16 protein-coding genes are annotated in these 12,884 nt (G+C 71.5%); 1 reads left to right on the top strand and 15 read right to left on the bottom strand.

The window, feature by feature from the left end; all coding sequences use genetic code 11:
• Positions 1-41 precede the first annotated feature (41 nt).
• The 12 genes from ABZU53_RS25195 to proS all read right to left on the bottom strand — a co-directional run bounded on the left by ABZU53_RS25195 (position 42) and on the right by proS (position 8,282).
• The gene (locus ABZU53_RS25195; RefSeq protein WP_007075222.1) at positions 42-365 is read right to left on the bottom strand and encodes a DUF2469 domain-containing protein; all 324 of its coding nucleotides are present in this window, start codon (positions 363-365) and stop codon (positions 42-44) included.
• On the bottom strand, positions 362-1,174 hold the full coding sequence (locus tag ABZU53_RS25190; protein ID WP_355067861.1) for a ribonuclease HII: 813 nt from the start codon (positions 1,172-1,174) through the stop codon (positions 362-364). Before ABZU53_RS25190 ends, ABZU53_RS25195 begins: the two co-directional genes overlap by 4 nt.
• Complete coding sequence (locus ABZU53_RS25185) at positions 1,168-1,641, bottom strand: NUDIX domain-containing protein (protein ID WP_354856384.1); 474 nt, start codon at positions 1,639-1,641, stop codon at positions 1,168-1,170. Before ABZU53_RS25185 ends, ABZU53_RS25190 begins: the two co-directional genes overlap by 7 nt.
• A 49-nt stretch (positions 1,642-1,690) precedes the next feature.
• Entirely contained in the window at positions 1,691-2,326 is a 636-nt protein-coding gene (lepB, locus tag ABZU53_RS25180; protein WP_354856385.1) for a signal peptidase I, read from the bottom strand.
• Between the two features lie 10 nt (positions 2,327-2,336).
• On the bottom strand, positions 2,337-3,206 hold the full coding sequence (lepB, locus tag ABZU53_RS25175; RefSeq protein WP_355067859.1) for a signal peptidase I: 870 nt from the start codon (positions 3,204-3,206) through the stop codon (positions 2,337-2,339).
• 181 nt (positions 3,207-3,387) lie between these two features.
• Positions 3,388-3,744 carry a 50S ribosomal protein L19 gene (rplS, locus tag ABZU53_RS25170; protein WP_007456548.1) on the bottom strand — a complete coding sequence of 119 codons (357 nt, stop codon included), beginning with the start codon at positions 3,742-3,744 and terminating at the stop codon, positions 3,388-3,390.
• A 143-nt stretch (positions 3,745-3,887) separates the two neighbouring features.
• Positions 3,888-4,661: a tRNA (guanosine(37)-N1)-methyltransferase TrmD gene (gene trmD / locus ABZU53_RS25165; RefSeq protein WP_355067856.1), complete on the bottom strand. Its 774-nt coding sequence runs from the start codon at positions 4,659-4,661 to the stop codon at positions 3,888-3,890.
• Positions 4,662-4,670: 9 nt separating this feature from the next.
• Complete coding sequence (gene rimM / locus ABZU53_RS25160) at positions 4,671-5,225, bottom strand: ribosome maturation factor RimM (protein ID WP_355067854.1); 555 nt, start codon at positions 5,223-5,225, stop codon at positions 4,671-4,673.
• Positions 5,225-5,458 (bottom strand): RNA-binding protein, encoded by a 234-nt coding sequence (locus ABZU53_RS25155; RefSeq protein WP_013284588.1) that lies wholly within the window; start codon positions 5,456-5,458, stop codon positions 5,225-5,227. The genes rimM and ABZU53_RS25155 overlap by 1 nt, the downstream gene beginning before the upstream one ends.
• A 1-nt stretch (position 5,459) precedes the next feature.
• Complete coding sequence (rpsP, locus tag ABZU53_RS25150) at positions 5,460-5,987, bottom strand: 30S ribosomal protein S16 (protein WP_355067852.1); 528 nt, start codon at positions 5,985-5,987, stop codon at positions 5,460-5,462.
• A 230-nt stretch (positions 5,988-6,217) separates the two neighbouring features.
• Positions 6,218-6,874, bottom strand: a complete 657-nt coding sequence (locus ABZU53_RS25145) for a DUF402 domain-containing protein (RefSeq protein WP_355067850.1) — start codon at positions 6,872-6,874, stop codon at positions 6,218-6,220.
• Position 6,875: 1 nt separating this feature from the next.
• Positions 6,876-8,282, bottom strand: a complete 1,407-nt coding sequence (proS, locus tag ABZU53_RS25140; protein WP_355067848.1) for a proline--tRNA ligase — start codon at positions 8,280-8,282, stop codon at positions 6,876-6,878.
• Positions 8,283-8,537: 255 nt separating this feature from the next.
• On the opposite strand from proS, the gene ABZU53_RS25135 reads away from it, so the two are divergent.
• Complete coding sequence (locus ABZU53_RS25135) at positions 8,538-9,143, top strand: TetR family transcriptional regulator (RefSeq protein ID WP_355067846.1); 606 nt, start codon at positions 8,538-8,540, stop codon at positions 9,141-9,143.
• Between the two features lie 439 nt (positions 9,144-9,582).
• Here ABZU53_RS25135 and ABZU53_RS25130 read toward each other — a convergent pair whose 3' ends face one another.
• The 3 genes from ABZU53_RS25130 to ffh form a co-directional block, all read right to left on the bottom strand.
• Positions 9,583-10,662, bottom strand: a complete 1,080-nt coding sequence (locus ABZU53_RS25130; protein ID WP_355067844.1) for an amidohydrolase family protein — start codon at positions 10,660-10,662, stop codon at positions 9,583-9,585.
• An 18-nt stretch (positions 10,663-10,680) separates the two neighbouring features.
• Positions 10,681-11,259 carry a Uma2 family endonuclease gene (locus ABZU53_RS25125; RefSeq protein WP_354856403.1) on the bottom strand — a complete coding sequence of 193 codons (579 nt, stop codon included), beginning with the start codon at positions 11,257-11,259 and terminating at the stop codon, positions 10,681-10,683.
• Between the two features lie 68 nt (positions 11,260-11,327).
• Positions 11,328-12,881: a signal recognition particle protein gene (ffh, locus tag ABZU53_RS25120; protein ID WP_354856405.1), complete on the bottom strand. Its 1,554-nt coding sequence runs from the start codon at positions 12,879-12,881 to the stop codon at positions 11,328-11,330.
• Positions 12,882-12,884 lie beyond the last annotated feature (3 nt).

Raw genomic sequence — 12,884 nt, 5'->3', positions numbered from 1 at the left:
CCGCGCCACGGATGGGGGGACCGTGGCGTGGCCGAGGGTCGTCAGCCGCCGAAGCCGGAGTCGGCGGGCAGCGAGATGTCGGGCTTCTCCAGCTCTTCGACGTTGACGTCCTTGAAAGTCATCACTCGGACGTTCTTCACGAAGCGGGCAGGACGATACATGTCCCACACCCAGGCGTCGTGCATCTCGACCTCGAAGTAGACCTCGCCGTCGGAGTTGCGCACGTGCAGGTCGACCTGGTTGGCCAGGTAGAACCGGCGTTCCGTCTCCACCACGTAGGAGAACTGGCGGACAATGTCGCGGTACTCCCGGTAGAGCTGCAGCTCCATCTCGGTCTCGTACTTCTCGAGATCTTCCGCGCTCATCGCACTCCGCCTTCCATGACCACATCTTCCCCCACCGGCGCCGGAGGCCGAGGCTGCTCGCCCAACGCCACGCCGACGGTACCCCCTGACGCCCAGGAGCGCTCCATCGGCTCGTCCGACGTCGCGCCGACGGGCCGTCGGGCGCGCGGCGGCCGGCCGTCGCGGCCGGAGACCGCTGCGACGTTGACGTACGAGAAGCGGTGCTCCCGGCACGGCCCGTGCTCCCGCAGCGCCGCGCTGTGCTCCGGGGTGATGTAGCCCTTGTGCTCGGCGAAGCCGTACGCCGGGAACACCCCGTCCAGCTCCACCATGATCCGGTCGCGGGTGACCTTGGCGAGCACGCTGGCCGCCGCCACACAGGCGGCCACCCGGTCGCCCTTCCACACCGCCAGCCCCGGCACGCCCAGGCCGTCCACGCCGAAGCCGTCGGTCAGCACGTACTCCGGTCGGGTGGTGAGTGAGGCGAGCGCCCGGCGCATGGCGGCCAGGTTGCACACGTGCAGACCCCGGGCGTCGACCTCGTCGGCCGGAATGACCACCACGGCGTACGCCAGGGCGCGGTCCACGACCTCGGCGTACACCCGCTCCCGGCTGGCCGGGGTGAGCAGCTTGGAGTCGGCCAGCCCGTCGATCTCGCCGCGTCGCCCCTCCGGCAGCACCGCCGCGGCGGCGACCAGTGGGCCGGCGCAGGCGCCCCGGCCGGCTTCGTCGGCGCCGGCCACGTGCCGGAACCCGCGCCGTTGCAGCGCCCGTTCCAGCGCGTAGAGGCCGGCCTCCCGGCGCACGACGGTGCGCGGCGGGGTCAGCACGACGCCTCGACGGCCGGCGGCAGGAGCCGGGCCAGCAGGTCGGGCAGCTCGGGCGGGTAGTACCGGTCGCCGCTGGCGGCCAGCTCGGCCGGCAGCCACCAGCGGTGACCGGCGATGCTGCGCTGCTCGACGTCGTTGAAGCCAACGGTGTCGACCTGCCACGACGGCACCCGGAGCAGGAAGAAATCCTGCTCCTGGCGGTACCAGTCGCCGTCGAACGGAAACTCGGTCGTGTCGGACCAGACGGGCTCGCCCAGCTCGGCGGGATCGACCCGCAGCCCGGTCTCCTCGGCCAACTCCCGTGCCGCGCCGGTCGACGGGGACTCCGCCTCGTCGAGCCCGCCGCCGGGAGTGAACCAGTAGCGGTGCTCCGGGCGGGCCGGGTCGAAGCCCTGAAACAGCAGGACCCGGCCGGCCGCGTCGACGAGCAGCACCCGCGCCGCGCGTCGAGGGGTGTAGACGGTCACCGCACCAGCCTGCCAGACGTGCGGCCGATCGCCCATGCCCCCGCCGGTTCTACGGCTTTCCGATGCCGTCGAACTGATCGGGCACTGTCAGCCAGGTGGCCCGGTTGACGGGCCAGAAGACGGTGAACGCCCGCCCGACCACCTCGCCCTCGGGAATCGTGGCCTCGGTGATGTTCTGGTTGGACTGCTGCCAGTGCTCCAGCGAGTCACCCGAGGCCGACCGGTGGTCGCCCATCACCCACAGCCGCCCCTTCGGCACGGTGATGTCGAACTCCTGGTCGGCCGGCTTGTCGCGGACCCCGTCGATCGAGAAGATGTACGGCTCGTCGAGCGACTTGCCGTTGATCATCAGCCGTTCCTGTGCGTCGCAGCAGACCACGTGGTCGCCACCGACGCCGATCACCCGCTTGATGAAGTCCTCGCCGTCGGGGTTGCCGCTCCACTCGGTGGGCGCCTTGAAGACGATCACCTCGCCGCGGTGCGGTGATCGGAAGTCGTAGACCAGCTTGTTGACCAACACCCGGTCATCGATCTTGAGAGTGTTCTCCATGGACGGAGAGGGGATGAAGAAGGTCTGCAGCACAAAGGCGCGGACCAGCACCGCGACCAGGATCGCCACACCCAGCAGGATCGGCAGCTCCTTCCAGAAGGAGCTGCGCGGCTTGTCGGTCTGCTCGTCAATCACGCCAAGGAGCCTACGTTGCCGGACCGGACGGCACCGTCCGGAACGCGCGGGAACCCCTCAGCGCGGCCATCAACGGGAGAATCAGCAGCACACCGCCCTGCGGGGACGGACGGACCGGGGGCGCCCCGGAGGAGGCGGCAGCCGGCGCGGCCACGTCGTCGAAGGTCGAGGGCACCGACAGCGCGGCCCAGCGCGACGACGGCCAGACCACCATGAACGCCCGGCCGACCACGTTGTCGATCGGCACCGGCCCCTGGCAGCGCGCGTCCTGGGAGACCTCCCGGTGGTCGCCCATCACGAAGATCTGACCCGGGGGTACGACCACCTCGTCGAAGCGTCGGGAGCGGCACTCCTGCGGATTCGGTGGCAGATCCAGCGGGGAGTCGCGCAGCACGTACGGTTCGTCGAGCGGGGTTCCGTTCACGGTGACCCGACCCTGGGAGTCGCAGCACTTGACCCGGTCACCGGGCAGGCCGATCACCCGTTTGATGAAGTCCTTCTCGCCGGGGCGGCTCACCCCGACCAGGTCCCCGACGGTGCGGCCGACCTTGCCGGCGAACCCGGGCTCCGGCTGCTCGTCGACCTGCGGCGCCCAGCGGTCGGTGCCCCGGAACACCACCACCTCGCCGCGCACCGGGTCACGGACGTCGTAGACGACCTTGTTGACCAGCACCCGGTCGCCGATCAGAAGGGTGTCCTCCATCGAACCGGACGGGATGAAGAACGCCTGGAGCAGGAATGTGCGGATCAGCACCGCGAGGCAGAACGCGACCACCAGCAGCAGTGGAAGCTCCTGCCAGAGGGGCATCTGCCGGCGGCCGCGGCGCACCCGCCGGCGCCACGGATCGACGGTGCCGTCCTCGTCAAGCGTCTGCACCACGCCACTCCCCGGTCCGCAGAAACACCACCGCCCGGGAGCCTCGTCGAGGCTCCACGGGCGGTAGTGGACAGCTGCCCGCCACGAAGGCGGGGCCGCCGCCTGGCTGCGCCCGTACGACCAGGGTAGTGCGGTCTGGTCGGTACGGCATACGTGCAGCTCAGGCGGCGTGGCGAGCGGGAAGTCAGCTGGGCTGCTTCTCCCGCTTCTCCTTGATCTTGGCCTTCTTGCCGCGCAGCTCGCGCAGGTAGTAGAGCTTGGCGCGACGCACGTCACCGCGGGTCACGATCTCGATCCGGTCGATGCCCGGGCCGTTGAGCGGGTAGGTCCGCTCGACGCCGACGCCGAAGCTGACCTTGCGGACCGAGAAGGTCTCGCGCAGACCGTCACCCTGGCGGCGGATCACGACGCCCTGGAAGATCTGGACACGGGACCGGTTGCCCTCGACGACCCGCGCGTGCACCTTGACGGTGTCACCGGCACGGAAGTCGGGAAGGTCGGTCCGCTTCGACTGGGCGTCAAGGGCGTCCAGGATGTTCATCGCTGCGTCCTCGTAAGGCTCACGGCGCACCGTCACTCGGTGCGCGGGTGGGTGATTCTGATTCCCGGGTGGTGGTCGGCGGGCCGACCCCGGTCGGGGATCCTCGCAGCCGCCCGCGGGCGCGGACGGATGCGGCAACCCCCCTACTTTGCCACATCCCCCGGCGGTGGCCGAAATCCGGCCCGCTCCAGCGCCGCGATGTCCCGTTTGTCGAGCCGCTCGGGCGGCAGCGCGGCCAGCAGGTCCGGGCGCTGGGACGCGGTCCGCAGCAGCCCCTCCTCGCGCCGCCAGCGCGCGATCTTGCCGTGGTCGCCGGAGCGGAGCACCTCCGGAACGTCGTGCCCGCGCCAGCTCGGAGGCTTCGTGTAGATCGGGGCCTCCAGCAGCCCGTGCGCGTGCGACTCCTCGTCCAGCGAGCCGGCGTTGCCCAGCACCCCGGGCAGCAGTCGGGTGACCGCCTCCAGGATCACCAGCACCGCGACCTCGCCGCCGAAGAGGACGTAGTCGCCGAGCGACACCTCGGTGACCGGCATCCGGGTGGCGGCGTGCGCCAGGACCCGCTGGTCGATCCCCTCGTACCGGCCGCACGCGAAGAGCAGGTGCGGCTCGGCGGCCAGCTCGTGCGCCATGGCCTGGGTGAACGGCACGCCGGCCGGCGACGGCACGAGCAGCCGGGGCGGCGGGGCCTCGGCCGGGGCGAGCGCGTCCAGCGCCGCACCCCACGGCTCGGGCTTCATCACCATGCCCGGGCCGCCGCCGTAGGGGGTGTCGTCGACCGTGCGGTGCACGTCGTGGGTCCAGGTCCGCAGGTCGTGCACGGCGAGCTGGAGTACGCCGTTGGCCCGCGCCCGTCCGATCAGCGACAGGTCCAGCGGGGCGAAGTACTCCGGAAAGATCGACACGACGTCGACGCGCATGGGGTGGTCCTAAAGATCGAGCAGTCCGGCCGGCGGGTCGACGATCACACGTCCACCGGCCAGGTCGACCTCCGGAACGATCGCCCGGACGAACGGGATCAGCGCGGTACGTCCCTCGGGGCGCCGCAGCACCAGCAGGTCGGACGACGGCGCGTGGTCGATCCGGGCGACCTCGCCGAGGCGCTCACCGGCCGGCGTGACAACTGCCAGACCCACCAACTGGTGGTCGTGGAACTCCTCCGGGTCGTCCGGTGGGGCCACGTCGGCGCTGTCCACCACGAGCAGCGTCCCGCGCAGCGCCTCGGCGGTGTTGCGGTCCAGGATGCCCTCGAACGCGATCAGCACCCGGCCCTGGTGGAAGCGGGCTTCCTCGATGGTCAGCTTCGCGGGAACCCGGAACGGCACGCCCGGCTCATCGGCGGCTGAAGGGGGCGTCGCCCCCGGCTCAGTGCGCAGCACCGCACCGGGGGCGAACCGTGCTTCGGGCTCGTCGGTCCGCACTTCCACGGTGACCTCACCGCGGACGCCGTGCGGCTTGCCGATCCTTCCGACGACGAGCTGCATCAGTACGAGTCGACGATGTCGACGCGTACGCCGCGCCCGCCGATGGAGCCGATCACCTGGCGCAGCGCCTTGGCGGTCCGGCCGGACCGCCCGATCACCGTGCCGAGGTCCTCGGGGTGCACGCGGACTTCCAGCCGCTTGCCCCGACGGGAATCGACCATCCGCACCCGGACGTCATCCGGGTGATCGACGATGCCCTTGACCAGGTGCTCCAACGCCGGACGCAGAGGCATGTCAGGCCTGCTCACCGGCGTCGGCGGTGGCAGCCGGAGCCTCGGCCGGAGCCTCGGCCGGAGCCTCGGTCTTCGGCGCCTCGGCCGGAGCCTCAGCCTGCGGGGCCTCGGCGGGCGCCTCAGCCTTCGGAGCCTCGGCGGCCTTCGCGGCCTTCTTGGCCGGCTTGGCCGGGGTCTCCGGGGCCAGCCCGGCGGCGGCCTTCGCCTCAGCCTCGTACGCGGCCCTGCGGTCGACCTGCTCGGCCTTGACCTTCAGCGGCGGCGGGGCCGGCAGGCCCTTGTACTTCTGCCAGTCACCGGTCAGCTCCAGCAGCCGCTGCACCGCCTCGCTCGGCTGGGCGCCGACGGACAGCCAGTACTGGACCCGCTCCGACTTGACCTCGATGATCGAGGGGTCTTCCTTGGGCTGGTAAACCCCGACGAACTCGATCGCCCGACCGTCACGCTTGGTGCGCGAGTCGGCGATGACGATGCGGTACTGCGGGTTGCGGATCTTGCCCATCCGCAGGAGCCGGATCTTTACGGCCACAGTTGTTTCGCTCCTGTTGCGATCTCACCGGCCCGTACGGGGCGGTGTGCATGGGTGAGCGCCGACCGGACCCGTGGGGTTGGGCCGGAGACTACTCGGTGGACTGGCAACGCGCCCGGGTTAGAGGGCGCCGAACGCGCGCCGGATACCAGCGACCCATTCTGCCAGATCCGATGCCGATCGCACGCATCGGACCCGGACACCGCGTCACCGGTGACCCGGAACACCTCTCACCGCACCGGTGGGCGGTCCCACCCGGGCGGAAGTTCGTCCGGTACGTCCCAGTCTGGCGGCGGTGCGAAGTCGCACCAGGTGCCGTCGAACGGGAACTCACCCGCCTCGGCGAGCGCGATCACCCGCTCCCCCTCGGCGCGGACCGCCTTCTCGTCGGTCACCCAGTAGTCGTCCGGAAAGGCGAGACGCTCGACGAACTCGTCCTCGTCCTTCCACTGCCAGGTGCGGTCCGCGGCGACCAGCACGTCGAGATCCTGGTCGATCACGTCGACGCCGGCCACCGCCCCGTCGTCCCAGCGCACGCCGGGCTCCTCCAGATTGACGTACCAGTGGCTGAACCGGCCCGCCGCGTCGCGGAACCACCAGACGGAGTGCGCCGCGCCGGTGGGCAGGAACTTCAGCAGCGGTGGTCCGTTCCAGCGCACCTGTGCGAGCTGGTAGGTCGGCGTGATCCAGTCGGCGAACGGCAGCCCTCGCATGGTCAGGCCGACCGCGTTCACCTCGTGGGCCACCGGCGAGCCCTTCGCGATCCAGAGCAGCAGCCCTCGCTCGTCGTCGAGGACGACCCGCGCCGGCCGGACCCACCCGATCCGCCCCCGCCGCACGTTTCGGTGCAGGATCAGCCGACCCGGCTCGAAGCGGTCGACAGTCACCTCAGTAGGCGCGAGCGAGGATGGCGACCAGGTCGGGCTCGTCCTCCGAGTCCGGCACCGAGCCGTCGGCGCGCAGCAGACAACGCACCGTCACGCCCTGGCCGTTCGCCTCGGCCTCGCCGGCCACGCCGACCGCCGACCACGGCACCTTGGCCCAGCCGGTGGCCGCCGCCTCGATCGCCTCGGCCAGCGTCGACACCTCGACGGTGCGCGACTCGCGGTGCGCGAGGGCCTGGTCGTGCAGCGCCTGCTGATCGGCCTCCAGCGCCGCCAGCACCGCGCCGACCACGTCGGCCACCGGCGTCGGGGACTTCGACCCGTCGGTACGGCGGACCACCGTCGCGTTGCCGACGGCCAGGTCGCGAGGGCCGACCTCGACGCGTACCGGATAGCCGCGCAGCTCGGCGTCGACGGCCCGGCGGCCGAACGCGGTGTCGGTCCGGTCGTCGAGCGCGACCCGGACACCGGCGTCGCGCAGGCCGTCGCGCAGCTTGGCCGCCGCCTCGGCGACGCCCTCGCCGGCCTTGACGATCATGATGTACGCCTGGATGGGCGCCAGCCTCGGCGGCACCCGCAGGCCGTTGTCGTCGCCGTGCGCCATGATCAGCCCGCCGAGCATCCGGGTCGACGTGCCCCAGGAGGTCGTCCAGGCGTGCTCGCGACCGCCCTCCTTGGCGGAGTAGCTGATGTCGAACGCCTTGGCGAAGTTCTGGCCCAGCTCGTGGCTGGTGCCCAACTGCAACGCCTTGCCGTCACCCATCATGCCTTCGCAGGTGTACGTGGCGGTGGCCCCGGCGAAGCGCTCACGGGCCGTCTTCAGGCCCACCACCACCGGAATGCCGAGCACGTTGACCATCAGATCCTCGTACGCCTCGTGCAGGATCCGCCGCGCGTAGGCGCGGGCATCCTCGCGGGTGGCGTGCGCGGTGTGCCCCTCCTGCCAGAGGAACTCGCTGGTCCGCAGGAAGATCCGCGGGCGCAGCTCCCACCGGACCACGTTCGCCCACTGGTTGAGCAGCAGCGGCAGGTCCCGGTACGAGTCGATCCACTTGGCCATGAACTCGCCGATCACCGTCTCGCTGGTGGGGCGCACCACCACCGGCTCGGCGAGCTGCTTGCCGCCACCGTGGGTGACCACCGCCAGCTCCGGCGAGAAGCCCTCGACGTGCTGGGCCTCGCGCTTCAGGTAGCTCTCCGGGATGAACAGCGGGAAGTACGCGTTCTCCGCGCCGGCCGCCTTGATCCGGGCGTCCATCTCGGCCTGCATCCGCTCCCAGATGGCGTAGCCGGCCGGGCGGATGACCATGGTGCCGCGGACCGGGCCGTTGTCGGCCAGCTTCGCCTTGGCGATCAGGTCCTGGTACCAGCGGGGGAAGTCCTCCGCACGGGGAGTGAGCACGCGTGCCATGACCGCACATCCTATGCGCCACGCGGGGCCCCGCCGCGCCCGGGAGGCGCCGCGCCGCGCGACGTGCCCTCCGCGCGACGGCAGGGCCCGGCACCGGCCGGTCCGGCGACACGCGCTGGGCAGGCGCTGAGCGGGGCCTTCGGCGAATGCCGGTCGAGTCGACAGCGCACGCCGGACAGGTCGGCGGCGCGCGCCGGGCGGGGCCCGCCGCGCGCGCTGGGCGGGTCGGCGGGGGGACCGTAGAATTCGACCACCATGACTGCGACGACCGACTCACCACGCCAGCGACTGCGGGACGCAATCGTGGACGCCGCCCGCGCACGGACCATCGCCGCCGGCTGGGACGCGGTCCGCATGGGTGGCGTGGCCACCACGGCGGGGGTCAGTCGGCAGACCGTCTACAACGAGTTCGGCAGCAAGGCGGGCCTCGCCGAGGCGCTCGCCCGGCGCGAGGTGGACCGGTTCGTCGGCGACGTCCGAGAGGCGTTGCTCGCGCACGGCGCCGACGTACGGGCCGGCGCGTACGCCGCGATCGCCCACACCCTCGCCACGGCGGCCGACAACCCGCTGGTCAAGGCCATCCTCACCAGCGCCCGGGGCGGCTCGGACGAACTGCTTCCGTACCTCACCACCCGGGCCGAGGTGGTCCTCACCGAGGCGTCCGGCGCGCTGATCGAGTGGGCCGGCGACCACCTGCCGGGAGCGGACCAGGAAGCGTTGGCCTTCGCCGCCGACACGATCGTCCGCCTGGTGGTGAGCCACATCGTGCTCCCCCGCTCCCCGATCGACCAGACCGCCACGGCCCTGGCCGACCTGGCCGTGCACCTCTTCACCGCCGCCGCCACCCGCCCGTCCCGCTGACCCTCCCACCCCGCGTCCCAGCGCCCCGCGCCGCACCGTCCGTCGCGCGCCGCATCTGGCCCCTCCACGCGCCGCACCCTCGCGTCGTCGCGTCGTCGCGCCCACGCACCCCCGACGCCCCCGACGCCCCCGCGCCACGCGCCAAGATCCGCACAACATCAGTGATGTTGCTGCCTCCGGCGAGCGTGAGGCAGCAACATCAGGGAAGTTGCGCGGATCTTCCCTCGTCGACCTCTCCGCCCGGCAAGATCGTGCTCGATCCTGGTTGTAGTGGCATCCCCACGACGCCGAGGCCCCTACTTCCTGGATCCAGCACGATCTTGCGGTGGGCGGGGCACACGGCCCGGCACGGCGTGACGCCGCCCGGCACGGCGTGACGCGGCCCGGCACCGCCCGACGCGGCCCAGCGTGACGCGGCCCGGCGCGGCGCGGCGTGGGGTCAGCGGAGGACTCGGCCGCGCAGGATCGTGCGGGACGGAGCACGAACGACGCGTAGGTCGTGGCGGGGGTCCTCGGGGTAGACGGTCAGGTCGGCGAGGCCGCCCTCGACCAGGCCGGGGAAGCCGAGCCATTCGCGGGCGCCCCAGGACGCGGCGGCGAGCACGTCGATCGGCGCCAGGCCGGCGCGCTCGTGCAGCAGCAGCATCTCCTCGGCGGCCAGCCCGTGGTCGATGCCGCCACCGGCGTCGGTGCCCACGTAGATCGGCACGCCCGCCTCGTGCGCGGCCCGCACCACCTCCGGGAAGCGGTCGCGCAGCGCGAGCATGTGCTCGGCGTAGCCGGGGAACTTGCCCCGCGCCTGCTCGGCGATGCCCCCGAAGGTGGCGATGTTGATCATTGTGGGGACCAGCGCAGTGCCCTGGCGGGCCATCTCGTCGATCAGGTCGAGGCTCAGCCCGGTGCCGTGCTCCACCGAGTCCACCCCGGCCCGCACCATGATCTCGACGGCCGACTCAGAGAAGGTGTGCACCGCGGCGCGTACCCCGGCGTCGTGCGCGGCCCGTACGGCGGCGGTGAGGGTGTCGGCGTCCCAGGCGGGCGCGAGATCGCCCACGCCCCGGTCGATCCAGTCACCGACCAGCTTCACCCAGCCGTTGCCGGCTCGGGCCTGCACGGCCACCGTCGCCGCCACCTCGGCCGCGCCGACCTCGACGCCGATGTCACGCAGGTAGCGCTTCGGGGGCGCGACGTGCCGACCGGCGCGGGCCAGTCGCGGCAGGTCCGGTTCGTCGTCGAGTTCGGGGTACGGGTACGGCGAACCCGCGTCACGGATCGTCAGCACACCGGCGTCCCGGTCCACGCGGGCCAACTCGCGGGCCTGGTCGAGGGAGGTGATCGGGGCGCCACCGCGGGCGATGCCGATGTGGCAGTGCGCGTCGACCAGCCCCGGAAGGACGAACCCGCCGTCGACGACCGTCTCCGCCCCGGGCACCGGGGTGAAGGTCACCCGGTCGCCGACCAGCCAGAGATCCCGGACCTCGTCGTCGGGGAGCAGCACGCCGCGCACATGAAGAGCCATGCGCACAGTCCTACCCGATCACCTTTTTGCCCGTTCGAGGACCTCCTGTCGGCGGCGCGTCCACGCCGGCAGGTCCAGTGTCACCTTCCACGGGCGGTCGATCGTGACGAGGCCATCGGTCTCCACGCTGGGCTCGTAGCCGCCCTTGGGGCTGAGCAGCAGTTCGGTGAAGGTGACCTTCTCCCGCAACGGGTCGATCACCCAGTATGCGGCGACGCCTGCATTGGCGTAGATGCGCACCTTCTCGTGCCGATCACGAATAGTGGAATCGGGCGAGATCACCTCGACCGCGAGGAGAGCGTCCTGCACCGGCACGGGTGACCTGTTGGCCTGCTCGACGCGGATGACCACCACGTCCGGCCGTGGCTCGTTGCGGCGGTCGATCGAGAGCGACTGGTCCATGCTGACGAAGAAGTCGTCCGGGCAGGCGAGTTCCAGGGCGAACATGACTCGACCGCAGATGAACTGGTGCAGCGGCGTGGGGGACGGCACGATCAACCTTCCGTTGATCAGTTCGTACGGAAGGTCCTTCGGCAGATCACCGAGGTCGTCGACCGTCCACTCGTGCCGTTCGGGCAGGATCGGGGCAGCGGTCATGACATCTCCTTCCAAGGGGCGACGTCACCCTAAGCGCCGGAAACGTCGCCCGCCGTCACCGACACGCGTCAGCGCGGGCCCTTGTCGCCACCCTTGCCGAGCTTGTTGAAGTCGATCTTCGGGAGCTTGAAGCCGGGCGGCAGGCCCTGGCCGCCCGCGAGGTCGTTCGGGTCCATCCCCGGCGGGAGCTGCGGCATGCCACCCGGGAAGCCGGCCGGCATGCCGGCGCCCGTACGCGGACGACCGCCACCCTTGGTGCCCTTGCGCTTGTTCTTCGGGGACTTCGTCGCCTTGCGCCGGCCACCGCCGGGCAGGCCCATCATGCCGCCCATCTGCTTCATCATCTTCTGCGCGTCGGCGAAGCGGTTGAGCAGCTGGTTGACGTCCATCACGGTGACCCCGGAGCCGTTGGCGATGCGCGCCCGGCGGGAACCGTTGATGATCTTCGGGTTGGTGCGCTCGCCCGGGGTCATCGACCGGATGATCGCGGTGACCCGGTCGAAGTGACTGTCGTCCAGCTCGGCGAGCTGGTCCTTCATCTGCCCCATGCCCGGCATCATGGCCAGCACGTTGGCGATCGGGCCCATCCGCCGCACCGCGATGAGCTGGTCGAGGAAGTCGTCCAGGGTGAACTGCTCGCCGCCCATCAGCTTGGCGGTCATCTTCTCCTTCTGATCCGAGTCGAAGGCCTGCTCGGCCTGCTCGATCAGAGTGAGGACGTCGCCCATGCCGAGGATCCGGCTGGCCATCCGGTCGGGGTGGAAGACGTCGAAGTCCTCCAGCTTCTCGCCGGTGGACGCGAACAGGATCGGCTGCCCGGTCACCTCGCGCACGGAGAGCGCGGCGCCACCACGGGCGTCGCCGTCGAGCTTGGAGAGCACCACGCCGGTGATGCCGACGCCGTCGCGGAACGCCTCGGCGGTGCGGACGGCGTCCTGACCGACCATCGCGTCGATGACGAAGATGACCTCGTCCGGCGAGACGGCGTCGCGGATGTCGGCGGCCTGCTGCATCATCTCGGCGTCGATGCCGAGGCGGCCGGCGGTGTCGACGATGACGATGTCGCGGGCCGCGCGCTTCGCGTGCTCGATCGAGGCGCGGGCCACCTGCACCGGGTCACCGGTGCCGTTGCCGGGCTCCGGGGCGTACACCTCGACGCCGGCCCGGCCACCGAGCACCTGGAGCTGCCCGACGGCGTTGGGGCGCTGGAGGTCGGCGGCGACCAGCAGCGGCTGGTGCCCCTGGGCCTTGAGCCAGCGGGCCAGCTTGCCGGCGAGGGTGGTCTTACCGGAGCCCTGGAGGCCGGCCAGCATGATCACCGTGGGCGGCTGCTTGGCGAACTGGAGCCGCCGGCCCTCGCCGCCGAGCACCTTGATCAGCTCTTCGTTGACGATCTTGATGATCTGCTGGGCCGGGTTGAGCGCCTGGGAGACCTCGGCGCTGCGGGCGCGCTCCTTGACGGCCGCGATGAAGCCCTTGACCACCGGCAGCGCGACGTCCGCCTCCAGCAGCGCGAGGCGGATCTCGCGCGCGGTGGCGTCGATGTCGGCGTCGGTGAGCCGCCCCTTGCCGCGGAGCTTGGTGAAGATCCCGGACAGGCGGTCACTCAAGGTGTCAAACACACG

It is taken from the genome of Micromonospora sp. NPDC005194 (genome assembly GCF_040608335.1).
Lineage (GTDB): Bacteria > Actinomycetota > Actinomycetes > Mycobacteriales > Micromonosporaceae > Micromonospora.
This window is presented reverse-complemented; position numbering and strand designations above follow the sequence as displayed.

Excerpts from the sequence above, each read along its gene's own strand:
- ABZU53_RS25195 (WP_007075222.1), bottom strand. The coding sequence starts at position 365 with ATGAGCGCGGAAGATCTCGAGAAGTACGAGACCGAGATGGAGCTGCAG.
- rplS (WP_007456548.1), bottom strand. The coding sequence starts at position 3,744 with ATGAACATCCTGGACGCCCTTGACGCCCAGTCGAAGCGGACCGACCTT.
- trmD (WP_355067856.1), bottom strand. The coding sequence starts at position 4,661 with ATGCGCGTCGACGTCGTGTCGATCTTTCCGGAGTACTTCGCCCCGCTG.
- rimM (WP_355067854.1), bottom strand. The coding sequence starts at position 5,225 with ATGCAGCTCGTCGTCGGAAGGATCGGCAAGCCGCACGGCGTCCGCGGT.
- ABZU53_RS25155 (WP_013284588.1), bottom strand. The coding sequence starts at position 5,458 with ATGCCTCTGCGTCCGGCGTTGGAGCACCTGGTCAAGGGCATCGTCGAT.
- proS (WP_355067848.1), bottom strand. The coding sequence starts at position 8,282 with ATGGCACGCGTGCTCACTCCCCGTGCGGAGGACTTCCCCCGCTGGTAC.
- ABZU53_RS25135 (WP_355067846.1), top strand. The coding sequence starts at position 8,538 with ATGACTGCGACGACCGACTCACCACGCCAGCGACTGCGGGACGCAATC.
- ABZU53_RS25130 (WP_355067844.1), bottom strand. The coding sequence starts at position 10,662 with ATGGCTCTTCATGTGCGCGGCGTGCTGCTCCCCGACGACGAGGTCCGG.
- ABZU53_RS25125 (WP_354856403.1), bottom strand. The coding sequence starts at position 11,259 with ATGACCGCTGCCCCGATCCTGCCCGAACGGCACGAGTGGACGGTCGAC.